Origin of the sequence: Actinoplanes sp. NPDC049265, from assembly GCF_043197135.1 — a bacterium.
Classification (GTDB): Bacteria; Actinomycetota; Actinomycetes; order Mycobacteriales; family Micromonosporaceae; genus Actinoplanes.
In genome coordinates, this window is the sequence record NZ_JBICSP010000034.1 from 37,643 (window position 1) to 60,712 (window position 23,070).

General features: G+C 69.7%; 21 protein-coding genes and 1 tRNA gene. 18 read left to right on the forward strand and 4 right to left on the reverse strand.

All coding sequences use genetic code 11. From position 1 onward, the window contains the following. The first annotated feature begins 1 nt into the window (after window position 1). From ACGFIO_RS42335 to ACGFIO_RS42345, 3 genes are all read left to right on the forward strand, one after another. Complete coding sequence (locus ACGFIO_RS42335) at window positions 2–1,801, forward strand: ABC-F family ATP-binding cassette domain-containing protein (RefSeq protein WP_392836436.1); 1,800 nt, start codon at window positions 2–4, stop codon at window positions 1,799–1,801. Window positions 1,802–1,882: 81 nt separating this feature from the next. Next, a complete protein-coding gene (locus tag ACGFIO_RS42340; protein ID WP_392836438.1) occupies window positions 1,883–2,344 on the forward strand; it encodes a DUF4383 domain-containing protein in 462 nt (153 codons plus the stop codon). Beyond that, window positions 2,344–2,763, forward strand: coding sequence for a DUF4383 domain-containing protein (locus tag ACGFIO_RS42345; protein ID WP_392836439.1), 420 nt, complete (start codon window positions 2,344–2,346; stop codon window positions 2,761–2,763). The genes ACGFIO_RS42340 and ACGFIO_RS42345 overlap by 1 nt, the downstream gene beginning before the upstream one ends. 2 nt (window positions 2,764–2,765) lie before the next feature. On the opposite strand, the gene ACGFIO_RS42350 is transcribed toward ACGFIO_RS42345, so the two are convergent. Together ACGFIO_RS42350 and ACGFIO_RS42355 are read right to left on the reverse strand one after the other, a co-directional pair. Continuing rightward, on the reverse strand, window positions 2,766–3,368 hold the full coding sequence (locus ACGFIO_RS42350) for a TetR/AcrR family transcriptional regulator (RefSeq protein ID WP_392836496.1): 603 nt from the start codon (window positions 3,366–3,368) through the stop codon (window positions 2,766–2,768). 116 nt (window positions 3,369–3,484) lie between these two features. Then, window positions 3,485–4,441: an acyl-CoA desaturase gene (locus tag ACGFIO_RS42355; protein ID WP_392836440.1), complete on the reverse strand. Its 957-nt coding sequence runs from the start codon at window positions 4,439–4,441 to the stop codon at window positions 3,485–3,487. Between the two features lie 202 nt (window positions 4,442–4,643). Between ACGFIO_RS42355 and ACGFIO_RS42360 the strand changes: the two genes are divergently transcribed. The 9 genes from ACGFIO_RS42360 to cysN all read left to right on the forward strand — a co-directional run bounded on the left by ACGFIO_RS42360 (window position 4,644) and on the right by cysN (window position 14,062). Beyond that, window positions 4,644–4,714, forward strand: a tRNA-Gln gene (locus tag ACGFIO_RS42360). A gap of 40 nt (window positions 4,715–4,754) precedes the next feature. After that, on the forward strand, window positions 4,755–6,200 hold the full coding sequence (gene glmU / locus ACGFIO_RS42365; protein WP_392836442.1) for a bifunctional UDP-N-acetylglucosamine diphosphorylase/glucosamine-1-phosphate N-acetyltransferase GlmU: 1,446 nt from the start codon (window positions 4,755–4,757) through the stop codon (window positions 6,198–6,200). A 94-nt stretch (window positions 6,201–6,294) separates the two neighbouring features. After that, window positions 6,295–7,275, forward strand: coding sequence for a ribose-phosphate diphosphokinase (locus tag ACGFIO_RS42370; RefSeq protein WP_392836443.1), 981 nt, complete (start codon window positions 6,295–6,297; stop codon window positions 7,273–7,275). Window positions 7,276–7,619: 344 nt separating this feature from the next. Beyond that, window positions 7,620–8,264, forward strand: coding sequence for a 50S ribosomal protein L25/general stress protein Ctc (locus tag ACGFIO_RS42375; protein WP_392836445.1), 645 nt, complete (start codon window positions 7,620–7,622; stop codon window positions 8,262–8,264). A 79-nt stretch (window positions 8,265–8,343) separates the two neighbouring features. Continuing rightward, complete coding sequence (pth, locus tag ACGFIO_RS42380; RefSeq protein ID WP_392836447.1) at window positions 8,344–8,925, forward strand: aminoacyl-tRNA hydrolase; 582 nt, start codon at window positions 8,344–8,346, stop codon at window positions 8,923–8,925. Between the two features lie 532 nt (window positions 8,926–9,457). Then, window positions 9,458–10,915, forward strand: coding sequence for a sugar transferase (locus tag ACGFIO_RS42385; protein ID WP_392836498.1), 1,458 nt, complete (start codon window positions 9,458–9,460; stop codon window positions 10,913–10,915). A gap of 17 nt (window positions 10,916–10,932) precedes the next feature. Then, the gene (locus ACGFIO_RS42390; RefSeq protein WP_392836448.1) at window positions 10,933–11,820 is read left to right on the forward strand and encodes a 3'(2'),5'-bisphosphate nucleotidase CysQ; all 888 of its coding nucleotides are present in this window, start codon (window positions 10,933–10,935) and stop codon (window positions 11,818–11,820) included. A gap of 32 nt (window positions 11,821–11,852) precedes the next feature. Continuing rightward, on the forward strand, window positions 11,853–12,764 hold the full coding sequence (gene cysD / locus ACGFIO_RS42395; RefSeq protein ID WP_392836450.1) for a sulfate adenylyltransferase subunit CysD: 912 nt from the start codon (window positions 11,853–11,855) through the stop codon (window positions 12,762–12,764). Further along, window positions 12,764–14,062 carry a sulfate adenylyltransferase subunit CysN gene (gene cysN, locus ACGFIO_RS42400; protein WP_392836453.1) on the forward strand — a complete coding sequence of 433 codons (1,299 nt, stop codon included), beginning with the start codon at window positions 12,764–12,766 and terminating at the stop codon, window positions 14,060–14,062. Before cysD ends, cysN begins: the two co-directional genes overlap by 1 nt. Before the next feature lie 51 nt (window positions 14,063–14,113). Here cysN and ACGFIO_RS42405 read toward each other — a convergent pair whose 3' ends face one another. Together ACGFIO_RS42405 and ACGFIO_RS42410 are read right to left on the reverse strand one after the other, a co-directional pair. Continuing rightward, window positions 14,114–14,851, reverse strand: coding sequence for a hypothetical protein (locus ACGFIO_RS42405; protein ID WP_392836455.1), 738 nt, complete (start codon window positions 14,849–14,851; stop codon window positions 14,114–14,116). Between the two features lie 2 nt (window positions 14,852–14,853). Further along, on the reverse strand, window positions 14,854–15,372 hold the full coding sequence (locus ACGFIO_RS42410; protein ID WP_392836456.1) for a SigE family RNA polymerase sigma factor: 519 nt from the start codon (window positions 15,370–15,372) through the stop codon (window positions 14,854–14,856). 126 nt (window positions 15,373–15,498) lie between these two features. Between ACGFIO_RS42410 and ACGFIO_RS42415 the strand changes: the two genes are divergently transcribed. From ACGFIO_RS42415 to ACGFIO_RS42440, 6 genes are all read left to right on the forward strand, one after another. Further along, a complete protein-coding gene (locus ACGFIO_RS42415; protein ID WP_392836457.1) occupies window positions 15,499–16,485 on the forward strand; it encodes a LacI family DNA-binding transcriptional regulator in 987 nt (328 codons plus the stop codon). A gap of 141 nt (window positions 16,486–16,626) precedes the next feature. After that, a complete protein-coding gene (locus ACGFIO_RS42420) occupies window positions 16,627–18,081 on the forward strand; it encodes an alpha-N-arabinofuranosidase (protein WP_392836460.1) in 1,455 nt (484 codons plus the stop codon). Continuing rightward, window positions 18,078–19,412, forward strand: coding sequence for an ABC transporter substrate-binding protein (locus ACGFIO_RS42425; protein ID WP_392836462.1), 1,335 nt, complete (start codon window positions 18,078–18,080; stop codon window positions 19,410–19,412). The genes ACGFIO_RS42420 and ACGFIO_RS42425 overlap by 4 nt, the downstream gene beginning before the upstream one ends. Before the next feature lie 2 nt (window positions 19,413–19,414). Next, entirely contained in the window at window positions 19,415–20,344 is a 930-nt protein-coding gene (locus ACGFIO_RS42430; protein WP_392836464.1) for a carbohydrate ABC transporter permease, read from the forward strand. Then, complete coding sequence (locus ACGFIO_RS42435) at window positions 20,341–21,168, forward strand: carbohydrate ABC transporter permease (protein WP_392836465.1); 828 nt, start codon at window positions 20,341–20,343, stop codon at window positions 21,166–21,168. Before ACGFIO_RS42430 ends, ACGFIO_RS42435 begins: the two co-directional genes overlap by 4 nt. A 32-nt stretch (window positions 21,169–21,200) precedes the next feature. Continuing rightward, window positions 21,201–22,871 carry a family 43 glycosylhydrolase gene (locus ACGFIO_RS42440; RefSeq protein ID WP_392836467.1) on the forward strand — a complete coding sequence of 557 codons (1,671 nt, stop codon included), beginning with the start codon at window positions 21,201–21,203 and terminating at the stop codon, window positions 22,869–22,871. Window positions 22,872–23,070 lie beyond the last annotated feature (199 nt).

The following is a 23,070-nucleotide window of genomic DNA, read 5'->3' on the forward strand; positions in this document are numbered from 1 at the left end:
CGTGGCCAACAACATTGTGAATCTCGACCGGGTCGGCAAGGGTTATGGCGCCGCCGGTCAACTGCTCACCGACGTCTCGCTCGGGCTGGACGACGACGCCCGGGTCGGCATCGTCGGCCTCAACGGCGCCGGCAAGTCGACCCTTCTGCGCCTGCTGGCCAAGTCCGAGGAACCCGACTCGGGTCGGGTCACCCATCGCCGGGACCTGACCGTAGCCACCCTGCCGCAGAACCTCGACCTGGCGCCGGGGCTGACCGTGCGCGACGTCGTGCTCGGGTCGGCCTGGCTGCCCGAGGGCATGGGCGCCGAGCACGAGTGGGCCGGCGACGCCGGAGTGCGGACGATCCTGACCGGTCTGGGCATGGCCCACCTGGGGCTCGACTCCCCGGTCGGCCCGATGTCCGGCGGCGAGCGACGCCGGGTGGCGCTGGCCGCTCTGCTGGTCCGGGACGCCGAGCTGCTGATCCTGGACGAGCCGACCAACCACCTGGACGTGGCCGGCGTCGACTGGCTGGCCCGGCATCTGCTGACCCGGCGCGGGGCGCTGGTCGTGGTCACCCACGACCGGTGGTTCCTGGACGCCGTCTGCACCGCCACCTGGGAGGTGGCGGACGAGGCGGTGCACACGTACGCGGGCGGTTATGCGGCCTGGATCCTCGCCCGCGCGGAACGCCAGCGGGTGGCCGCGGTGGTCGAGGCCCGCCGGCAAAATCTGCTCCGTAAGGAGATCGCCTGGCTGCGCCGGGGGCCGCCGGCCCGCACGTCGAAGCCGCAGTTCCGGATCGACGCGGCGAACGCCCTGATCGCCGACGTGCCGCCGGTGCGCGACTCGGTCAGCCTGCAGCGGCTGGCCACCTCCCGGCTCGGCAAACAGGTCTACGACCTGGAGCGGGTCACGCTCAAGGCCGGTCCCAAGACCATCCTCGAGGATCTGACCTGGCAGGTCGGCCCGGGCGACCGGATCGCGCTGCTGGGTGCCAACGGTGCGGGCAAGACCACGCTGCTGCGCCTGCTGGCCGGGGTCACCGAGCCGGACGGCGGGCGGATCGTGCGCGGCTCGACCGTGCGGCCCGCGTTCCTGTCGCAGGAGCTGCGGGAGCTGCCGGGCCAGTTGCGGTTGCTGGAGGCGGTGGAGGAGGTCGCGCGGCGGGTGCAACTGGGTGACCGCGAACTGTCCGCGTCCCAGCTGGCCGAGGTGTTCGGCTTCACCGACAAGCGGCTGTGGACGCCGGTCGGCGACCTGTCCGGTGGTGAGCGGCGGCGGTTGCAGATGCTGCGCCTGCTGGCCGCTGAGCCCAACGTGCTGCTGCTCGACGAGCCGACCAACGACCTGGACACCGACACCCTGGCCGCGCTGGAGGACCTGCTGGACACCTGGCCGGGCACGATGATCGTGGCCAGTCACGACCGTTACCTGGTCGAGCGGGTGACCGAGACGGCGTACGGGGTCTTCGGCGACGGCCGCCTGGTGCACCTGCCCGGCGGGGTGGACGAGTTCCTGGCCCGGGTCCAGTCGCCGGACGCCTCACTCGCCGCTTTCGACAGCAAGCCGGCCGCCGCCCAGCCGAGCGGAATGTCGGCCGCCGAGGCCCGCGCGGCCAAGAAGGACCTGTCCCGGCTGGAACGCCAGCTCGCCAAGCTGGAGGACCGGATCGCCAAGATCAACGAGGGTCTGGCCGAGCACGGGCACGACTACGAGCGCGTGATCGAGCTCGACGGCCAGCTCAAGGCCGTGCAGGCCGAGCGGGCCGAGACCGAGGAAGCGTGGCTGGAACTCGCCGAGCGGGTGCCCGAGGGGTGATCCGGGGGTGCTCCTGCGGCGCCGGATCACGATGAGCGAGAATCGTCGGCGAGACCACCGGCCCGACTTGGAGACGGACACATGGCGCACTATCCGGTCAACCACCCGCTGCGGCCGCTCTACCGCGCCCTCGCCGCGGTGGCCGGCCTCTTCCTGGTCCTCTACGGCGTCGTCGGGCTCATCACGGTGAGCGGTGGCGGCCTCTTCGGGCACCCCGACGAGACCATCCTCGGCCTGGGCGGCAATCTTTTCGCCTCGATCGTGGCGCTGCTGATCGGCGCCGTGGTGCTGGCCGCCACCGCGCTCGGCCGCAACGTCGACACCGAGGTCAACCGGGTGCTCGGCTGGGCGTTGCTCGCGGTCGGCAGCTACGAGCTGGCCACCAGCCGCACCGACGCCAACTTCCTCGACTTCACCATCGGTACGGTGATCGTGGTCTATCTCGTCGGCCTTATGCTGATCCTGTCCGGGCTGTACACGAAGACGGTGCGGTCGGCCGACGCCGGCGCACCGCGACAGGTGAGGGAGGGTCGCACGGCCTGATGGCGCATTTCCCCCTCAACCATCGCCTGCGTCAGACCTACCGCTTCGTCGCCGCCATCGCCGGCCTCTACCTTCTCGCGGCCGGCGTGATCGGCATCAGCCAGACCGCCGGCGATCCGTTCTTCGACCGTGCCGGCGGCGCCTGGTCGCTCGGCCTGCGGGTCAACCCGGCCGGGGCGTGGCTGCTGGTGCTGCTCGGCGTCGTCGTCCTGGGCGGGGCCGTGATCGGTGGCAACCTGCACCACCACCTGAGCATGGTGGCCGGCTGGGGCCTGCTCGGCATCGCGGCGATCCTGCTGGCGGTCATGCAGACCGACGCCAACGTGCTGCACGCCTCGATGATCAACGTGGTCGTGCTGATCCTGGCTGGTCTGGCCGTGCTGACCGCCGGCCTCTACGGCAAGCTCGAGACGGCCTAGCGCTACTTGGCCCGGCGGGTCAGCAGGGACGGCTTGGCCTCCAGGTGGGACAGGCCGTTCCAGGCCAGGTTGACCAGGTGCGCGGCCACCATCTCCTTCTTCGGCTTGCGCGCCTGCTGCCACCACTGGCCCACCAGCGCCACCATACCGACCAGCGCCTGCGAGTAGAGCTCGGCGAACTTCGGGTCGAGGTTGCGCTGCTTGAACTCGGCGCCCAGGATGTGCTCGACCTGGTGGGCCACGTCGTTCATCACGCTGGAGAAGTTGCCCGCGGGGGACAGCACGGGCGACTCACGGACCAACACCCGGAAGCCGTGCGGCTCCTCGTCGATGTAGTCCAGTAACGCCAGCGCGGCCTGTTCGAGCAGCTCGCGGGGATGGCCGGCGGTGAGCGCGGTGGCGATCCGGTCGAGCAGGGACCGCACCTCCCGGTCCACCACCACCGCGTAAAGGCCCTCTTTGCCGCCGAAGTGCTCGTAGACCACCGGCTTGGAGACCTTGGCCCGGGCCGCGACCTCCTCGACGCTGGTGGCGTCGAAGCCGCGTTCGGCGAACAACTGCCGTCCGATGGAGATCAACTGCTCCCTGCGCTGCGCAGCCGACATGCGTACGCGCGACGGCGCCGGGGCCCCGCTCGCCGCGGCCCGGGCACGTCGTCCCCGTGCCGCCGGAGCGGGACTGTCGTTCAACTCGGTCACCGGGCCATCCTGCCAGGACACCGTCAATTGGTGGCCTTCGCCATCTTCGCGGCCAGGCGCTCGGGGCGCGGCCACCGGACGTCGTACGCCGCGCCGGCCTTCTCCAGCAACCAGATGACGCGGGCCGAGATGTCGATCTGACCACGCAGGACGCCGTGCCGGGCGCAGGTCGGGTCGGCGTGGTGCAGGTTGTGCCAGCTCTCACCGAAGGACACGATGGCCAGCGGCCAGAAGTTCGCCGCCTTGTCGCCGTTGCGCACCTCGAACGGGCGCTCGCCGTAGACGTGGCACACCGAGTTGATCGACCAGGTGATGTGGTGCAGCAGGCCGATGCGGACCAGGCCGGCCCAGAAGAACGCGGTCACCGCACCTTGCCACGACCAGGTGATCAGGCCGCCGGCCAGCGCCGGTCCGAGGGTGGAGACGACCACGATCAGCGGGAAGAGGTTGTCGACCCGTGCGATCGCCTTGTCGGCCATCAGGTCGGGGGCGAAGCGGGCGCGGTTGGTCAGCTCCCGCTTGAACAGCCAGCCCATGTGCGCGTACCAGAGGCCCTTGGTCAAGGCCCAGAAGCCGGTGCCGAACCGCCACGGCGAGTGCGGGTCACCCTCCTGGTCGCTGAACGCGTGGTGCCGCCGGTGGTCGGCCACCCACTGGATGATCTCGCCCTCGATGGCCAGCGAGCCGGACACCGCGAGGGCCACCCGCAGCCACGGCTTGGCCCGGAACGAGCCGTGGGTGAAGTACCGGTGGAAGCCGACCGTGATGCCCAGGCCGGAGATCACGTAGAAGACCGCGCCGATCGCCACGTCGGTCCAGTGCAGCCAGCCGCCCCACGCGATCGGGACCGCCACCAGAACCGCCAGGAAGGGGATGATCACGAACAGGTAGAGCGCGACCAGGATGCCGCGGGACTGCGGGCCCTCGGTCAGCGGTTTCGGACCGGCCTTCGGGGCGGACTCGGCGACGGCGGAAGTCATAGGCACCTCAAATCTTCGGGTGGGGGAGATCAACAACCTACGGCTACGTCACCGTAACCTACGCAACCGTAGCTTGACCACACTCCGACTACCCGTTCGGCGGGCGCGCATGTGTGCTGAGGGTGAGGGGAGAAATCCGGCGGCGAGCGACCGCTAATATGTGCCCCGCGGGCTTCGCTCCAGAGGCGGTGCCCGATGTTGGTCCCGGATCGTCTAATGGTAGGACCGCGGCTTTTGGTGCCGTTTATAGGGGTTCGAATCCTCTTCCGGGAGCACTCAACCGCACATCTCAACGACCTCTGGAGTTTCTCGCGTGAGCCAGACTCAGCGAACCGTCATCGTTCTCGCCGCCGGTGAGGGCAAGCGGATGAAGTCCGCCACGCCCAAGGTGCTGCACCCGTTGCTCGGCCGCACCCTGCTCGGGCACGTGCTGCAGGCGGCGGCCGCGGCCCGCGCCGGGCACACGATCGTGGTCGTCGGACACAAGGCCGACCAGGTCCGCGCCCACCTCGACGAGGTCGCTCCCGAAGCCACGCCGGTGCTGCAGGCACAGCAGAACGGCACCGGGCACGCCGTACGCATCGCCCTCGAGGCCGCCCCCGACGCCGCCGGCACCGTCGTCGTGCTCAACGGCGACGTCCCGCTGCTCCGGCCGGAGACGGTCGAAGCCCTGGTCACCGCCCACGAGGAAGCCGGGTCGGCGGGCACCGTGCTGGCCGCCGAGGTCGACGACCCGACCGGGCTGGGCCGGGTCGTCCGCGACGCCGGCGGCCGCCTGGAACGCATCGTCGAGGAGCGCGACGCCGAGCCCGAGGTGCGCGCCCTGCGCGAGGTGAACGCCGGCATCTACGCCTTCGACGCGGCCCGGCTGCGCGAGGCGCTGAGCAAGCTCTCCACCGAGAACGACCAGGGCGAGGAATACCTCACCGACGTCTTCGGGCTGCTGACCTCGGTCGGGCACCAGGTCGGGGTGTTCGTCGCACCGGACGCCGAGGAGACCCTGGGCTGCAACGACCGGGCCGAGCTGGCCGGGCTCGGGGCGCGGCTGCGCGACCGGGTCAACACCGGCTGGATGCGGTCCGGCGTGACCATGCTCGACCCGGCCACCACCTGGATCGACGTGACCGTGACGCTGGAGCGGGACGCCGAGATCGAGCCGAACTGCCGGCTCATCGGGACGACCACGGTGGCCGCCGGTGCGGTCATCGGTCCGGACACCACGCTGGCCGACACCACCGTGGGTGAGGGGGCGGCCGTGCTGCGTACCCACTCGATCGGTGCCGAGATCGGGCCCGAAGCGACCGTCGGACCCTTCTCCTACCTGCGGCCCGGCACCAAGCTGGGACGCAAGGCCAAGGTCGGCGGGTTCGTCGAGACCAAGAACGCGGAACTCGGCGACGGGGCCAAGGTGCCGCACCTCACGTACGTGGGCGACGCCACCATCGGGGCCAAGGCCAACATCGGGGCGGGCACGATCTTCGCCAACTACGACGGGGTCAACAAGCACCACACCACGGTCGGCGAGGCCGCCTTCGTGGGCAGCGACACCGTGCTGATCGCGCCGGCCGAGATCGGACCGGGGGCGTACGTCGCCGCCGGCAGCGCGGTCAGCAACGTGCCGGCCGGCAGCCTCGGCGTGACCCGGGCGCAGCAGCGCAACATCGAGGGGTGGACGGAGCGTAAGCGGCCCGGCACGGTCTCCGCCGACGCGGCCCGGCGCGCGGCCTCCGAGCCGGCCGAGGCTGACAAGGAGAAGTGAGCAGTCCCACCCCGCTTACCTGAGCGGGTGGCCTTCCGGCGGTCGCGGGGGATACTGCAGTTGAACATCCCCTCGACCCACGGGAGTGCCACCGATGGGCAGCATCGTCGCGGAGAACCGCAAGAGTTTGATGCTTTTCTCCGGTCGCGGCTTTCCGGAGCTCGCCGAGGAGATCGGCCAGGTGCTCGGCATCGAGCCCACTCGTTCGGACTCGTACGAGTTCGCGAACGGCGAGATCTTCGTCCGCTTCAAGGACTCGGTCCGCGGCTCGGACGCGTTCGTCGTGCAGTCCATGACCGAGGGGATCAACACCTGGGTCATGGAGACGCTGATCATGGTCGACGCGTTGAAACGCGGGTCGGCCAAGCGGATCACCGTCGTCCTGCCGTTCTATCCGTATTCCCGCCAGGACAAGAAGCACCGCGGTCGCGAGCCGATCTCCGCCCGCCTGGTCGCCGACCTGCTCAAGACGGCCGGGGCCAACCGGATCCTCACCGTCGACCTGCACACCGCCCAGATCCAGGGTTTCTTCGACGGGCCGGTCGACCACCTGTTCGCCATGGACATCCTGGCCGAGCACGTGCAAAAGAAGTTCGAGGGCCGGCCGATGACGGTGGTCGCGCCCGACTCCGGCCGGGTCCGGGTGGCCGAGCGCTGGACCGACCGGCTGGGCGGGTGTCCGTTGGCCTTCATCCACAAGACGCGTGACCCGCTCAAGCCCAACCAGGTGGTCGCCAACCGGGTCGTCGGCGAGGTCGAGGGCCGGGTCTGCCTGGTCGTCGACGACATGATCGACACCGGCGGCACGATCGCCAAGGCGGCCGACATCCTCTTCGACACCGGCGCGGCCGACGTCGTCGTGGCGGCCACGCACGCGCTGCTCTCCGACCCGGCCACCGAGCGGCTCAAGAACAGCCGGATCAGCGAGCTCGTGGTGACCAACACACTGCCGCTCCCGCCCGAGAAGAGCCTGGACAAGATCACTGTCCTGTCGATCGCGCCGCTGCTGGCCCGGGCGATCCGCGAGGTCTTCGACGATGGGTCGGTCACCACCCTCTTCGGCGGCTTGAGCTAGCACGGGGGCCACCACGAGACCCCGTCCCGCGATCGGCTTCAGGGGCCGAGCGCCGCGGAGCGAAGCGACGCCATCCAACACCGCAACTTGCATCGGGCGGGGGCTCAATTCGCTCTTGGTGGGACCGATTCCTCAATCTGCGGCATGGGCAGGTAAGCTGGTGCGGTTGCCACGGCGAGGGTGCCCCGTGGACTGCTGAGTGTCGCAGTCCTGGTGGAGGCGCCGTTATCGACGCGGTGCTCCGGGCCTGTGCCCAGCGCGCCCCTCTCGCCTCGGCACCGCCGACGCCCGCAGCCCGCCGATTTGACGCCGCCAGTCAGTTAAGAAAGCGCAGGAGTTTCCCCGTGTCCGAGGTAAAGATCACCGCCGAGCCCCGCACCGAGTTCGGCAAGGGTGGTGCCCGCCGCACGCGCCGGGCCGGCAAGGTGCCCGCCGTGCTCTACGGACACGGCGAGAAGCCCCAGCACATCGCCCTGCCGGCCCGCGAGTTCGCGGCTGCCATCCGGCACGGCGGTCTCAACCAGGTATTCACCATCGACATCTCCGGCGGTACGGGCACCACGCTCGCCCTGCCGAAGGCGATCCAGCGTGACCCGATCAAGGACACGTACGAGCACGTGGACCTGATCATCGTCAAGCGCGGCGAGAAGGTCCAGGTCGACGTCCCGGTGACGCTGACCGGCGAGGCCGCTCGCAACACCTTGGTGGTCAGCGAGTCGACCACCCTGGCCGTGGTCGCCGAGGCCATGCATCTGCCGACCGGCTTCGAGGTCTCGATCGAGGGCCTGGAGGCGGGCTCGCAGGTCACCGCCGGTGACGTGCAGCTGCCGCAGGGCACCGAGCTGGCCGTCGAGCCCGACTTCGTGCTCGCGCTCATCAGCCAGGCGCAGACCGCCGAGCAGATGGAGGGCGACACCGGCGAGGCGGCCGAGGGCGAGTCGGCCGAGGGTGCCGAGGGCGAGGGCGCTTCCGAGGAAGCCGCTTCCTGACCCATCGATTTCGAACACATCAGGGGAAGCGCCGAGGGGCGCTTCCCCTGATCTGTTGTTGCGGAGCTGAGGAGAGGCGATGAGCGAGCCCTGGCTGGTGGTCGGTCTGGGCAACCCGGGCAAGGAGTACGCGGGCAACCGCCACAACGTCGGCTTCATGGTGGCCGACCTGCTCGCTTCCCGGGTGGGCGCGAAGTTCGGCCGGTCGAAACGGTCGCACGCCGACGTCGCCGAGGGGCATCTCGGGTTCGGTGGGCCGAAGCTGATCCTGGTCAAGCCGCTGACCTACATGAACCTGTCCGGTGGCCCGGTGGCCCAGCTGGCCCAGTTCTTCAAGGTGCCGGTGGCGAACGTGCTGGCCGTACACGATGAGCTTGATCTTCCGTACGGACAGGTGCGGGCGAAGCGCGGTGGTGGTGAGGGTGGTCACAACGGCCTGCGCTCGATGTCCAAATCGCTGTCCACCAAGGAGTACGCGCGGGTTCGCTTCGGCATCGGGCGCCCGCCCGGCCGGCAGGATCCGGCCGACTACGTGCTCTCCGACTTCCCCTCGGCCGAGCGCAAGGAGCTGGAGTTTCTCGTCGATCGGGCGGCCGACGTGGCCGAGGCGATCATGCTCGAGGGTGTCGAGTGGGCGCAGAACAAATACCACGGTTCTTAGCCCGATATGGCCGAAATGGATAGATCGTTTAGACCTTTTTGTCGGTCTATCCATGCCGTGACGCCGATTGGGTTCCGCGCGTTGGTCACGTGAGAGCACCGCACGGTGCGGTCCGTCCGGCTACTCGGGGAGGTTCGGGGTGGGAGGCGACCTGGGGGACCGCTCCCTGACTGATCCGACCGTGACGCTTCCGGTGGTCGGTGTTCAGCGCCGGGACGGCGAACCGCGTGGGACGGTCTACTCGCGCTGGGACCTGGACGACCCGGACCCGACGCCGCTGCCGGAGAACTACGGTCCGGCGAATCATCCGCCGGCCAACCACGGCCCGCGACCGCACCGGCCGTCGCCGCGCAGCCGCGCCAAGATCCCGGCACCGTCGATCCCGACCAGCCCGCCCCCGGCCGGCTCGCATGACGTCGAGGACAAGGGTCTCAATAATCCGCCGCTGGCCGGTGCGGGTGGCCGTGAGCAGGCCGGACGAGCACGCAACCGGGCCGTCGAGCGGCACTGGGCGCCGGAGCCGAGCCGGTCGATGGCGGTGCGCCCGCCGTCCCGGCCGTTCGTCCGGGTGCGCGGCCGGCACGCCGCCATGTCGCGGCGGCAGCGGTGGGAACGCAGTTACGTCCGGGCCCTGGTCCTCTGTGACCTGTTCGCCGGGGTGGCGGCCGGTGCGGCCACCTTCGGGCTGCGCTTCGGCGACGTGGTGACCCAGTACAACCGCTGGTACCTGCTGTTCTCCGCACTGTTGCCGGTGGTGCTGCTGGTCGTGCTGGCGGTGAGCCGGGCCTACGAGCGGCGGTTCCTCTTCGTCGGCACGGATGAGTACCAGCGGGTGTTCCGGGGTGGGGTCGGACTGATCGCGGGGGCGGCCGTCCTTTCGTACGCGCTCGATCTGGATCTTGCTCGTAGTTATGTCCTGGCCGCCATCCCGACCGCGATCCTCACGGCTGGTGTTCTTCGGTTCGCTCTGCGCAAGCGGCTGCATCGCGCCCGGTCCCGCGGCGAGAGGCTGCGCCGGGTGATCGTGGTCGGGCACGAGCTCAGCGTCATCGGCATCACACGTCAGCTGCGACGTGAGCGGTATCACGGTCTCGAGGTCGTCGGTTGTTGTCTGCCACCACAGCACGACGGTGTGGTGGACCTGCCGGTGTACGGGACCTTCGACGACGTGGCGACCGCGGTGGACGCCGCCGACGCCGACACCGTGGTCGTGCTGAGCTGCCCGGAGCTGGACGGCATGGTGCTACGCCGGCTGGCCTGGCGGCTCGAGCGCGACGAGGTCGACCTGGTCGTGGCCAGCGCGCTGATCGACGTGGCCGGCGCCCGGACCACCATCCGGCCGTTCGACGGGCTGCCGATGCTGCACGTCGAGCACCCGCGGCTGCACGGCGGCATCCGGGTGATCAAGGAGTGCGTGGACCGGCTGGGCGCCCTGGCCCTGCTGATCGCGTTCGGCCCGGTCCTGCTCGGCGTCGCACTGTCGGTCCGGGTCACGAGCCGCGGGCCGGTACTCTTTCGGCAGGTTCGCGTCGGCCGCGACGGCCGCGAGTTCCGCATCTTCAAGTTCCGCAGTATGTATGTCGATGCCGAGGCGCGGCTGGCCGAGCTGAGACACCTCAACGAGCACGACGGTGTGCTCTTCAAAATGCGCGACGACCCGCGCGTCACACCGGTCGGTCGATGGCTGCGCCGGTTCTCCCTGGACGAGCTTCCGCAGCTGCTCAACGTGCTGACCGGCCAGATGTCGCTGGTCGGGCCACGACCGCCGCTGCCGTCGGAGGTGGCCGCCTACGCCGACGACGTCCGCCGCCGGCTGGCCGTCAAACCCGGCATGACCGGTCTCTGGCAGGTTTCCGGCCGATCGGACCTCCCGTGGGAGGAGGCGGTCAGACTGGACCTTCGCTATGTGGAGAACTGGTCGCTCAGTTTGGACCTGGTGATCCTGTTGCGGACGATGACGGCCGTGGTCCGGTCCTCCGGGGCGTACTGACAGGGAGTGAGAGCAGCATGAGCGAGACGAAGGAGTCTGCGCGCATCACAGGGCAACGGGAGCCGATCGGCGAGGGCGGTGCGCCGCCGGTGATCGACGCGGCGTTCGCCCGCTGGCTCGCCGACCGTGCCGGGCAGTTGTTGCTCCAGGTCCGTGAGGACATGGGGTACGCCGACGGCAAGGCGCTCAAGGCGGCCGGTGACAAGGCCGCGCACGAGCTGCTGCGTACCGAACTGGCCCGCTGGCGCCCGGCCGACGCCGTGCTCTCCGAGGAGGACGACCAGTCCCGTCTGGCCTGGAGCGGCGAGAAGAACGCGATGCGCCCGGACCGGCTCGACGCCTCCCGGGTCTGGATCGTCGACCCGCTGGACGGCACCCGCGAGTTCTCCGAGGAGGGCCGGACCGACTGGGCCGTGCACGTGGCCCTCTGGACCGCCGACTGCCACAGCCCGAGCTGCCTGTCGGCCGGCGCGGTGGCGATGCCGGCCCAGCACCGGACGATCGCCACCGACCATCCGCCGGCGTACCCGCCGATGCCGCTCTCGGCCGCGACCGGCGGGCCGATCCGGATCGCCGCCAGCCGCACCCGGCCGCCGGCCTTCGTGACCGCGCTGGCCGAGGAGATCGGGGCCGAGCTGGTCCCGATGGGGTCGGCCGGGGTGAAGATCGCCGCCGTGATCAGCGGCGATGCCGACGCGTACGTGCACGCGGGCGGCCAGTACGAGTGGGACTCGGCGGCACCTGTCGCTGTGGCGTCGGCCACCGGCCTGCACGCTAGCCGGATCGACGGATCTGAGCTGAAATACAACCAGGCCGATCCGAAACTGCCCGACCTGGTCGTCTGCCGTAAGGATCTGGCCCCCCGACTGCTCGCAGCGCTGCAGCGTCATCTGCCGGTAACCTGACCACAGCCCCAGCGCGAGCCAGAAAGATAACCATGAGTCAGACGAAGCCCTACCGTGTGTCACATCTCGATGCCCTGGAGGCCGAGAGCATCTTCGTGATGCGCGAGGTGATGGCCGAGTTCGAGCGCCCGGTGCTGCTGTTCTCCGGCGGCAAGGACTCGATCGTGATGCTGCGCCTGGCCGAGAAGGCGTTCGCGCCGGGCAAGATCCCGTTCCCGGTCATGCACGTGGACACCGGCCACAACTTCCCCGAGGTGCTGGAATACCGCGACACCCGGGTGGCGGCGCTGGGCCTCAACCTGGTCGTCGCCAGCGTGCAGGAGGCGATCGACGTCGGGCAGGTGCGCGAGCTGCCGGACGGCACCCGCAACCGGATCCAGACCCCGGTGCTGCTGGCCGCGGTGGAGAAATACCGCTTCGACGCGCTCTTCGGCGGCGCCCGCCGCGACGAGGAGAAGGCGCGGGCCAAGGAGCGGGTGTTCAGCTTCCGCGACGAGTTCGGCCAGTGGGACCCGAAGAACCAGCGGCCCGAGCTGTGGTCGCTCTACAACGGCAAGCACCACCCGGGCGAGTCGATCCGGGTCTTCCCGCTCTCCAACTGGACCGAGCTGGATGTCTGGCACTACATCGCCAAAGAAAAGATCCCGCTGCCGGAGATCTACTACGCACACGACCGTGAGGTCGTCGAGCGGGCCGGCATGCTCTACGCGGTGAACGAGTTCATCCGCCTCAAGGACGGCGAGACCTCGTCGGTCCAGCGGGTGCGCTACCGCACGGTCGGTGACGCGTCCCAGACCGCGGCGGTGCGGTCCGAGGCCGACACCGTCGACAAGGTGATCGAGGAGGTCGCGGCGACCCGGATCACCGAGCGCGGCGCCACCCGCGGCGACGACAAGGTCAGCGAGGCCGCGATGGAAGACCGCAAGCGAGAGGGTTACTTCTGATGTCCCAGGCTGTTCTCGAGCCGGAGTCCGCGTCGGCTCGTGGCATGGACCTGCTCCGGTTCGCCACCGCCGGCAGCGTCGACGACGGCAAGTCGACCCTGATCGGGCGGCTGCTGTTCGACACCAAGACGATCTTCGAGGACCAGCTCGAGTCGGTCGAGGCGGTCAGTGCGGCCCGCGGCGACGAGTACACCAACCTGGCGCTGCTCACCGACGGCCTGCGGGCCGAGCGGGAACAGGGCATCACGATCGACGTGGCCTACCGCTACTTCGCGACGCCGCGGCGCAAGTTCATCATCGCCGACACCCCGGGGCACATCCAGTACACCCGCAACATGGTGACCGGGGCGTCGACCGCCGACCTGGCCCTGATCCTGGTCGACGCGCGCAAGGGGCTGGTCGAGCAGTCGCGGCGGCACGCGTTCCTGACCTCGCTGCTGCGCGTACCGCACCTGGTGCTCTGCGTGAACAAGATGGATCTGGTCGACTGGGACCAGTCGGTCTACGAGCGCATCGCCGACGAGTTCACCTCGTTCGCGGCCAAGCTCGACGCACCGGACCTCACGGTCATCCCGATCTCGGCGCTGAACGGTGACAACATCGCCTCCCGGTCGGACAAGAGCCCGTGGTACGAGGGCCCGTCCCTGCTCCACCACCTGGAACACGTGCACATCGCCTCGGACCGCAACCTGGTCGACGTGCGCTTCCCGGTGCAATACGTCATCCGCCCGCAGTCGACCACTGTCACCGACTACCGCGGCTACGCCGGCCAGGTGGCCTCGGGGGTGCTCAAGCCCGGTGACGACGTCATGGTCCTGCCGTCCGGGCTGACCAGCAAGATCGCCTCGATCGACACCGCCGACGGGCCGCTCGACGAGGCGTTCCCGCCGATGTCGGTGACGGTCCGGCTGACCGACGAGATCGACATCTCCCGGGGCGACATGATCTGCCGGCCGAACAACGCGCCCGCCGTCGCACAGGACATCGAGGCGATGATCTGCTGGATGGACGAGACCGCCCAGTTCGCGGTCGGCAACAAATACCTGATCAAGCACACCACGCGTACGGCCAAGACGGTCGTTCGCGGCCTGCAGTACCGGCTCGACGTGAACACGCTGCACCGGGACGAGTCGGCCGGCTCGCTGGCCCTGAACGAGATCGGCCGGGTCAAGCTGCGCACGGCGATGCCGCTGCTGGCCGATCAGTACCGCCGCAACCGCACGACCGGCGGTTTCGTGCTGATCGACGAGGCGACCAACCGCACGGTCGCCGCCGGGATGATCATCGAAGCTCAGTGACGGGAAAGGGCGGGCCCGAACCGGGCCCGCCCTTTCCTCGAGAGGCGAAGGTCAGCCGACGCCCTGCACCGCGTCCTTCTCGACGTGCACACCGGCCGCCAGCTCGGCCTTCTGCTGATTGCTGAAGCCCAGCCCGCCCCAGAACTGGACGGCCAGCCAGATGCCGTTGGGCTGCTTGACGAAGAGGGTCGAACCGTAGTCGCCGTCGGCGCGCGCGGGCTCGGGGGTCGGTCGGCCCTTGTCGTCCGACACGTCGCCACGGGGGCTCTGGCGCAGGATGCCCTCGCCGTCGCCGACCTTGATCTTCTCGCCCTTCGGCGGCTTCTCGTCCTTGCTCTGCAGCATGACGGCGATCTTGTCGCGGAAATCGTTCGGGTCGTAGATCGGCGACTTGGACGGGTCGACGTCCGGGCCCGGGTTCTTGGCCTTGTTCGGAGCGATCACCAGCGAGCTCTCGTTGACGCTCTGCACGAACCAGCCGTCCGGCACGGTGTCGACGGTGAAGCCCTTGGGCTGATCACCCTTGTAGGCGACCAGCTTGATGGTCTGCGCGGTCGCCGCCGGGGGCGCCTGCCCCTCGACGTTTCCCGGGCTCGTGGCGGTGCCGGAGGTCGCCACCGCGAAGGCGGCGACAGCAGCGGCGACGGCGAAGATCGATCCACCGGCGGCCTGCACCCCCCGGCGCTTGCGCAGCGCGCCGCGGCCGCGGTCGAGGTCGGCGTCGACCTGCTGCATGGTCGGTGCCACGGGCCGGCCCGCGACCTCGCTGAAGGCGTCCTTGAGTTCCATGATCAGTTCACTCCTTGCCGAAGAAACGAGCTCCGAGGCTCGAGGGCGGTGCGCAGCTTCTCCAGCGCACGGGCGGTCTGGCTCTTGACGGTGCCCTCGGTGCAGTTGAGGGCGTCCGCGGTCTCGGCCACGCCGAGGTCGTAGAAGTAGCGGAAGACGACTGCGGCCCGCATGCGCGGCGGCAGTTCCTTGAGTGCCCGGCGGACCCGGTCGCCGCCCGGCCCGTCGTCGTGGGCACCCTGGAACGCCTGGTCGGGCAGCTCGGCCACCGGCCGCTCGCGCCGGCGCCACAGCCGCCGCTTCTCGTCGGTCAGTGCGTTGACCAGCGCCCGGCGCACGTACCCCTCCGGGTTGTCGGCCCGGCGGAAGGACGGCCAGCCGACGTAGAGCTTGGTCAGCGTGGACTGAACCAGGTCCTCCGCCAGATGCGCGTCGCCGGCACACAGCAGCGTGGCCGTACGCACCAGGCCGGCCCGCCGGGCCAGCACGAAGTCGTGGAACTGCTCATCACGCTCGTTCATCACGAGCCTCCTGAAGTCTCACGCCCCCCTGACCGCCTCGACCGTCTCCGAGGTTGCATGCCGTCGACGTTGTTATAGTCCGGGGGTTGCCGGGCGGACGAGGGGGCGAGGCTGGTGCCTCCGGGCTTGAAGGACGTAGCCGCCCTCGCCGGCGTGTCCATCAAGACCGTGTCAAACGTGGTCAACGGCTATGTGCACGTGGCACCGGACACGCGCGCCCGGGTGCAGGACGCGATCGACCAGCTCGGCTACATCCCCAACGTCGCCGCCCGCCAGTTGCGCAGCGGCCGGTCCGGGGTGATCGCCCTGGCCCTGCCCGAGCTTCAGCTGCCGTATTTCGCCGAGATGGCCGGCCGGATCGTGCAGGCGGCCGAGCGCCGGTCCTGGACCGTGCTGATCGACCAGACCGACGGCCAGGCCGACCGGGAACGCAACCTGGTCGCGGGGCTGCGGCGGCACGCCATCGACGGCCTGATCTTCAGCCCGCTGGCGCTGACCGGTGAGGAGATCGCCCGCGCCGACGGCACGCCGATGGTGCTGCTCGGCGAGCGGGTGTCGCACGGGCCGGCCGACCACGTGGCGATCGACAACACCGCGGCCGCCGCCGACGCCACCCGGCACCTGGCCGAGTTGGGCCGGCGCCGGATCGCGGCGATCGGGGCCCAGGGCCAGCCGTCGGCCGTGACCGCCCACCAGCGGCTGGCCGGGTACCGCCGGGCGCTGGCCGAGGCCGGGCTGCCCGAGGATCCGGCGCTGGTGGTGCCGGCGACGAGCTTCCACCGGGCCGACGGCGCGGCCGCGATGGAACGCCTGCTGGCCCTGCCCGACCCACCGGACGCGGTGTTCTGCTTCAACGACCTGCTCGCGCTCGGTGCGATCCGCACGTTGCTGCGGAGCGGGCGAACGGTGCCGGGCGACGTCGCGGTGGTGGGCTTCGACGACATCGAGGACGGCCGGTTCAGCACGCCGACGCTGACCACGATCGCCCCGGACACCGCCCGGATCGCGGAGATAGCGGTGGAATTGCTGGCCGAACGAATCGGGCAGACCACCGAGCCGCCGCGTGAAGTGCGGGTCGAGCATCGGCTCGAGATCCGCGAGAGCACCAGCTGACCAGGGGCCGGCCGATCGGCGAGTGATGCGTATCTGTGCTCAGAGCGGCTCTGAGCACAGATATGCATCGGCGGAAATCTAGTTGTAACAAAATCAACTCGATCGCTTTACAACGTTGGATTCAACGTTGTAAACAGGGGCATGTCAGTGGCGCAGCTCACTCTCGACCCCGCGTACCCGATCGCGCCGGTCGACCCCCGGCTCTTCGGCTCCTTCGTCGAGCACATGGGCCGGTGCGTCTACACCGGCGTCTTCGAGCCCGGGCACCCGAAGGCCGATGCCGACGGCCTCCGCACCGACGTGCTCGAACTGGTCCGGGAGCTTGGGGTCACCACCGTCCGCTACCCCGGCGGGAACTTCGTCTCCAACTACCGTTGGGAAGACGGCGTCGGCCCGGTCGACCGCCGGCCGCGCCGGCTCGACCTGGCCTGGCGGTCGATCGAGACCAACGCCTTCGGGCTGAACGAGTTCATGCGCTGGGCCACGGCGGCCGGGGTCGAGCCGATGATGGCGGTCAACCTGGGCACCCGCGGGGTCGACGACGCCGCCGCGCTGGTCGAGTACTGCAACCTGCCCGAGGGCACCGCGCTCAGCGACCGGCGGCGCGAGCACGGGGTGAGCAAGCCGCACGACGTACGCCTCTGGTGTCTCGGCAACGAGATGGACGGCCCGTGGCAGGTCGGCCGGATGACCGCCCGCGAGTACGGCCGCCTCGCGTCCCGGGCCGGCGCCGCGATGAAGAAGGTCGACCCGAGCATCGAGCTGGTCGCCTGCGGCAGCTCCAACGCCGACATGCCGACCTTCGCCGGCTGGGAGGCCACCGTCCTGGAGGAGGCCTACGACCAGGTCGACTACGTGTCGCTGCACACCTACTACGACCCGGAGAAGGACGACCCGGCCAGCTTCCGGGCGTCCGCGTACGGGCTCGACGGCTTCATCGACGACGTGGTCGCCACCGCCGACCACGTGCGGGCCAAGCTCCGCAAACGCAAGCGGATCAACCTGTCGCTGGACGAGTGGAACGTGTGGTATCAGTCCCGGTTCACCGAGCCCGAGGACCGGGGCATCGAGGAGACGCCGGCGCTGATCGAGGACGACTACACGGCCACCGACGCCATGGTGGTCGGCAACCTGCTGATCAGCATGCTGCGGCACGCCGACCGGCTCAGCATCGGCTGCCAGGCGCAGCTGGTGAACGTGATCGCGCCGATCCGTACCCGGGCCGGCGGTCCGGCCTGGCGGCAGACCATCTTCCACCCGTTCTCGCATACCGCCCGGCTGGCCCGCGGCACCGTGCTGCGGACCGCCGTGACCGCGCCGACGATGACCACCGGCCGGTACGGCGACGTCCCGGTGGTCGACGCGGTCGCCACCCACGACCCGGAGACCGGCGCGCTCGCCGTCTTCGCCGTCAACCGCGGCACCGAGCCGGTCCGGCTCGACCTGGACCTGCGGGCCTTCCCCAAGCACCGTCCCGGCCGGCACGTGTGGCTGGCCGAGGGCGCGACGACCGAACCGCTGGAACAGACCGGCGGCGCCACCGTCAACCTCCCTCCGCTCTCCTGGCACGCCCTGACTTTCGAGGAGCAACGATGACCAATCACCTGTCCCGCCGAGGAGTGCTCGGTCTCGGCGCCGGCGCCGGCGGTGCCTTCCTGCTGGCCGCCTGCGGTGACGACGGACCGAACCCGATCGTCAACGGCGGTGGCGGCAACGCCCAGCCCGCGGCGACCAGCTACGCCGGCCCGAACGTGGCCCTGACCTTCTGGAACGGTTTCACCGGCGGCGACGGCCCGGTGATGAAGGCGCTGGTGGACAAGTTCAACGCGGCCAACCCCAACATCAAGGTCGCGATGAACGTGTACGAGTGGGCCGACTACTACCAGAAGGTGCCGGCCGCGGTGTCCACCGGCAACGGACCCGACCTGGGCATCATGCACGTCGAGCAGGTCGCCACCAACGCGGCCCGCGGCGTGGTCCTGCCGCTCGACGACCTGGCCGCCTCGCTCCAGCTCAAGGAGGCCGACTTCTCGCCGCCGGTGTGGCGGGCCGGCGTCTACAACAACAAGCGGTACGCGATCCCGCTCGACGTGCACCCGCAGGGCATGTTCTACAACAAGAAGGTCCTGGCGAGCGCCGGCCTCGACCCCGAGAAGCCGCCGACCACCAACGACGAATACCTGGCGGCGCTGGACAAGCTGAAGACCAAGGGCGTCCAGGGTCACTGGGCCAGCCCGTTCCCGTTCACCGGGGTGCAGCAGTTTCACTCGCTGACCTGGCAGTTCGGCGGCCAGCTGTTCGACGAGCAGGCCACCCGGCCGCTGTTCGCCGAGGAACCGGCGGTCAAGGCGCTGACCTGGCTGGTCGACCTGGTGAAGAAGGGCTACAGCCCGAAGAACGTGGCCCAGGACGCGGACGCGATCGCCATGCAGAACGGCAAGGCCGCCTTCAACTGGAACGGCATCTGGAACATCAACACGCTCAACGGCGTGAAGGGCCTGGACTGGGGCGTCAGCGCGCTGCCGCAGATCGGCACGCAGAAGGCGGCGTGGGCCGGCTCGCACAACTTCGTGCAGTTCAAGCAGAAGGCCAACGACCCCAACAAGCTGACCGCGGGCAAGGTCTTCATCAACTTCATCAGCCAGAACTCGATCGAGTGGGCCAAGGGCGGCCAGGTGCCGGCCCGCAAGGAGGTCCGGGAGAGCGCCGAGTTCAAGGCCCTGGCCCCCCAGGCCGCGATCGGCTCGCAGATCGACAACCTGCACTTCCCGCCGTCGGTGCCGGGCATCCCGGACGCCATGGCGACCATCGACACCGCCGTCAACGAGGCCATCCTGCTGCGCAAGGAGCCGGCCAAGGCGCTGTCCGACGCGGCCGCCAAGGCGACCCAGATCCTGGCCCAGAACAAGAAGAAGTACGGCGCCTGAGCATGGCTGTCCGAGAAGCGGTGCGGCAGCGGACGGCTGCCGCACCGGCCGGCGGCGGCAAGGTGCGGTCCCACCGGGGCATCACCCCGTACTTCTTCCTGCTGCCGTACGTCGCCATCTTCGCGACGTTCACACTGCTGCCGGCGGTGTACGGGATCTGGATCAGCCTGCACGACTGGGACTATCTGCTGCCCGGGAAGCCGTTCGTCGGGCTGGCCAACTACGCCGCGCTCTTCGACAGCGCGTCGCCGGTGTTCGACTTCTTCTGGCAGAGCATGCAGGCCACCGGGATCTTCACCGTGGCCAGCGTGCCGCTGCTGATCGTGGTGCCGCTGGGCGTGGCGCTGCTGCTCAACCGGGCGTTCCCGGGCCGCACGCTGTTCCGGGCCGTCTACTTCGCGCCGTACGTGCTCGGCGTGGCCGTGATCGGCCTGCTCTGGCGCTTCCTGCTCGACCCCAACCTGGGCATGGTCAACGCCCTGCTCGGCACCGACATCCCGTGGACGACCGGGCTGCCGTGGGCGTGGATCTCGCTGGTCGGCGTGACCGTGTGGTGGACGCTCGGCTTCAACGCGGTGATCTACCTGGCCGGGCTGCAGGACATCCCGCGGGATCTGTACGACGCGGCCCGGGTCGACGGCGCCGGCCGGTGGGCCGAGTTCCGCCACGTGACCCTGCCCGGGCTGCGGCCGGTGCTGACCTTCGTCGTGATCAACACGATCCTCGCGTCGGCCAACATGTTCGGCCAGTCGTACCTGATCACTCAGGGTGCCCCGGGTCAGGAGACCCGCACGGCGATCATGTACATCGCCGAGGAGGGCCTGCGCAGTTACCGGATGGGCAGCGCGGCCGCGATGAGCTACTTCCTGACGCTCGGTCTGTTGCTGATCAGCGTGATCGTGTTCCGCTTGTTCCGGGAGAAGGACAAATGACTCGGGTACGCGGCATAGCCTGGTACACCGTGCTGATCGGGATCAGTGTCGTGTTCATCGCGCCGCTGGTCTGGATGCTGCTGACCTCGCTCAAGACGACCAGCGAGGCGACCGCGATCCCGCCGGCGTGGCTGCCCGCGGAGCCCACCACCCGGGCCTACGGTGCGCTGTTCGCCGGTGACACTCAGACGCCGGTGCTGCGCTGGTTCCTGAACAGCATGGTCGCCGCCACCGGGCAGGCGATCCTGGTGCTGGTGGTGGCGTCGATGGCGGCGTACGCGCTGGCCCGGATGAGTTTCCGCGGCAAGAACGTGATCTTCGCGGTGATCGTCGGGACGCTGTTCGTACCCGGCTTCGTGATGTTGATCCCGAACTTCCTGATGGTCGATCGCCTGGGCTGGCTGGACAGCGTCTGGGCGCTGATCATCCCCGGCGCGGCCAGCGCGTTCGGCGTGTTCTTCCTGCGCCAGTTCTTCTCCGCGCTGCCCCGCGAGTTGGAGGAGGCGGCCCTGATCGAGGGGGCCAACGCGTGGCAGATCTTCACCAAGGTGATCCTGCCGCTGTCCCGGCCGGCGCTGGCCACGCTGACCGTGATCGCGTTCCTGACCAACTGGAATGACTTCATCTGGCCGGTGTACGTGCTGTTCAGCCCCGAGAAGCTGACCCTGCCACCGGGCCTGGCGACCCTGCAGGGCGCCTACACGACCGACTATCCGGTGATCATGGCGGGCGCCGCCCTGGCCAGCATCCCGGTCCTCATCCTGTTCGTGGTGTGCCAGCGGTACATCATCGAGGGGGTCTCCCGCAGCGGCCTTAAGGGATGAATCGGATGCGAATCAAGCTGATCTTGTGGTCCATGACAATGGTCCTTCTCGTCGCCGTGCCGGGCGGAGCGGCCCGCGCCAACCCGATCTCCGAGTCCTTCGCCGACACGTTCGCCGACCCGGTGATCATCCGAGGCGATGACGGTCTTTATTACGCGTACGGAACGACGGATCCGCTGCGCGAGGGTGAGAAGGCTCCCCACCGGATCCCCATGGCCCGCTCGACCGACCTGATCAAGTGGTCCTACATCGGCGACGCGTTCGCGGCCGGGGTCCGTCCCGCCTTCGCCGCCGAGAACGCCGCCTTCTGGGCGCCCGACGTGCGGAAACTCGGCAACCGCTGGGTGATGTACGTGACCGTCACCGAGACCACCGTCGCGCCCGGCGCCTCGGCCATCGGGGCGGCGACGGCACCGACACCCGCCGGCCCGTGGACCTTCGTGGACACTCCCGTGGTGGCGCCCCGGCCCAGCGGCGACGGCGGCTGGCTCTGGACCTTCGACCCGGCCCAGCTCACCACCCCCGACGGGCGCAAGTTCCTCTACTACGGCAGCTACTTCGGCGGCATCTGGGTCAGCGAGCTCACCGCCGACGGGCTGCACCTGACCGGCCCCGCCACCCGGGTCGCGATCGACAACAAGTTCGAGGGCGCGTACGTGGTGCGGCGCGACGGCTGGTACTACCTGTTCGCGTCGTCGGCCAACTGCTGCGCCGGGCCGACCACCGGCTACTCGGTGTCGGTGGGACGTTCGCGCGACCCGCGGGGCCCGTTCACCGACCAGCTCGGCCAGTCGCTGAACGTCTCCCGGGCCGGTGGCACGCCGGTGATCGCGGCGAACGGCAACCGCTGGGTCGGCACCGGCCACAACGGACTGGTCACCGACCGGCTGGGCCAGGACTGGTTCGTCTACCACGCGATCGACCGGAACGACCCCTACCTGGATGAGCCGTTCGGGATCAACGAGCGGCCGATGCTGCTCGACCGGCTGGACTGGATCGGCGGCTGGCCGACCGTGCGGGGCGGGGCGTGGGCCTCGGGCGTGCTGCGGGACCGGCCGAACCACCCGTTGCCGCCGGTGCGGGTGGTGGACGATCCGCGGCCGGGGCGGCTGATCTTCGGGGACGACTTCGATCACGGGCTGCGCGGCTGGACCGCGATCCGGGACCCGAAGGTCACGGTGCGCAACGGGCGGCTCGACTGGCCGGTCGAGGGGACGGATCTCGTCGGCACCGGGAACGACGCCGGTGTGCTGCTGCGCGATGCGCCCAAGGGGAACTGGCTGGCCGAGACCAAGCTGACGTTGCCGCTCGGTGAGGACACGGTACGCAACTACCAACAGGCTGGGCTGATCATCTTCTCGGGCGACGATCTGTTCGCACGGCTGTCTGTCGTTTCTATCTGGAACACACGGCAGGTGGAGTTCGGGTACGAGATTCCGTACGCCGGCGCCCTCTCCTACGGCGGCACCATCGCCGGCACGCCCGGCCTGACCACGACCTGGCTGCGGATCGCGCACCGCACCGACGCCACCGGCGAACACGAGTACCGCGCCGGCGTCAGCCGCGACGGCCGGCACTGGACCTGGGGTGGCGTGTGGACGATGCCCGCGAACACCACGCCGCGCCTCGGCCTGGTCGCCCACGGCGGTGCGACGCCCGCGGTCACCGCGTCCTTCGACTACCTCCGGGTCAGCCGATGGTGAACCCCCGAGCGCGAAATCCCTCACCGCCAAAGCCCCCAATGCGAAATCCCTCACCGCCAAAGCCCGCAGTGCGAAGGCCCGCAGTGCGGAGGCCCGCAGTGCGAAGGCCCGCATTGGTAGGCCAGGGCGGCATCCGCCGCCCGGATGCCCGATTTGCCTACCACTGGATTGTCGTTCTGCTCGTCCTCGCGGGGTGTGG

Coding starts and splice junctions, on each gene's coding strand:
- ACGFIO_RS42430 (WP_392836464.1), top strand. CDS start 19,415: ATGGCTGTCCGAGAAGCGGTGCGGCAGCGGACGGCTGCCGCACCGGCC.
- ACGFIO_RS42410 (WP_392836456.1), bottom strand. CDS start 15,372: ATGAACGAGCGTGATGAGCAGTTCCACGACTTCGTGCTGGCCCGGCGG.
- ACGFIO_RS42435 (WP_392836465.1), top strand. CDS start 20,341: ATGACTCGGGTACGCGGCATAGCCTGGTACACCGTGCTGATCGGGATC.
- cysN (WP_392836453.1), top strand. CDS start 12,764: ATGTCCCAGGCTGTTCTCGAGCCGGAGTCCGCGTCGGCTCGTGGCATG.
- cysD (WP_392836450.1), top strand. CDS start 11,853: ATGAGTCAGACGAAGCCCTACCGTGTGTCACATCTCGATGCCCTGGAG.
- ACGFIO_RS42355 (WP_392836440.1), bottom strand. CDS start 4,441: ATGACTTCCGCCGTCGCCGAGTCCGCCCCGAAGGCCGGTCCGAAACCG.
- ACGFIO_RS42440 (WP_392836467.1), top strand. CDS start 21,201: ATGACAATGGTCCTTCTCGTCGCCGTGCCGGGCGGAGCGGCCCGCGCC.
- ACGFIO_RS42385 (WP_392836498.1), top strand. CDS start 9,458: ATGGCGGTGCGCCCGCCGTCCCGGCCGTTCGTCCGGGTGCGCGGCCGG.
- pth (WP_392836447.1), top strand. CDS start 8,344: ATGAGCGAGCCCTGGCTGGTGGTCGGTCTGGGCAACCCGGGCAAGGAG.
- ACGFIO_RS42425 (WP_392836462.1), top strand. CDS start 18,078: ATGACCAATCACCTGTCCCGCCGAGGAGTGCTCGGTCTCGGCGCCGGC.
- ACGFIO_RS42345 (WP_392836439.1), top strand. CDS start 2,344: ATGGCGCATTTCCCCCTCAACCATCGCCTGCGTCAGACCTACCGCTTC.
- ACGFIO_RS42340 (WP_392836438.1), top strand. CDS start 1,883: ATGGCGCACTATCCGGTCAACCACCCGCTGCGGCCGCTCTACCGCGCC.
- ACGFIO_RS42420 (WP_392836460.1), top strand. CDS start 16,627: ATGTCAGTGGCGCAGCTCACTCTCGACCCCGCGTACCCGATCGCGCCG.
- ACGFIO_RS42390 (WP_392836448.1), top strand. CDS start 10,933: ATGAGCGAGACGAAGGAGTCTGCGCGCATCACAGGGCAACGGGAGCCG.
- ACGFIO_RS42370 (WP_392836443.1), top strand. CDS start 6,295: ATGGGCAGCATCGTCGCGGAGAACCGCAAGAGTTTGATGCTTTTCTCC.
- ACGFIO_RS42405 (WP_392836455.1), bottom strand. CDS start 14,851: ATGGAACTCAAGGACGCCTTCAGCGAGGTCGCGGGCCGGCCCGTGGCA.
- ACGFIO_RS42350 (WP_392836496.1), bottom strand. CDS start 3,368: ATGTCGGCTGCGCAGCGCAGGGAGCAGTTGATCTCCATCGGACGGCAG.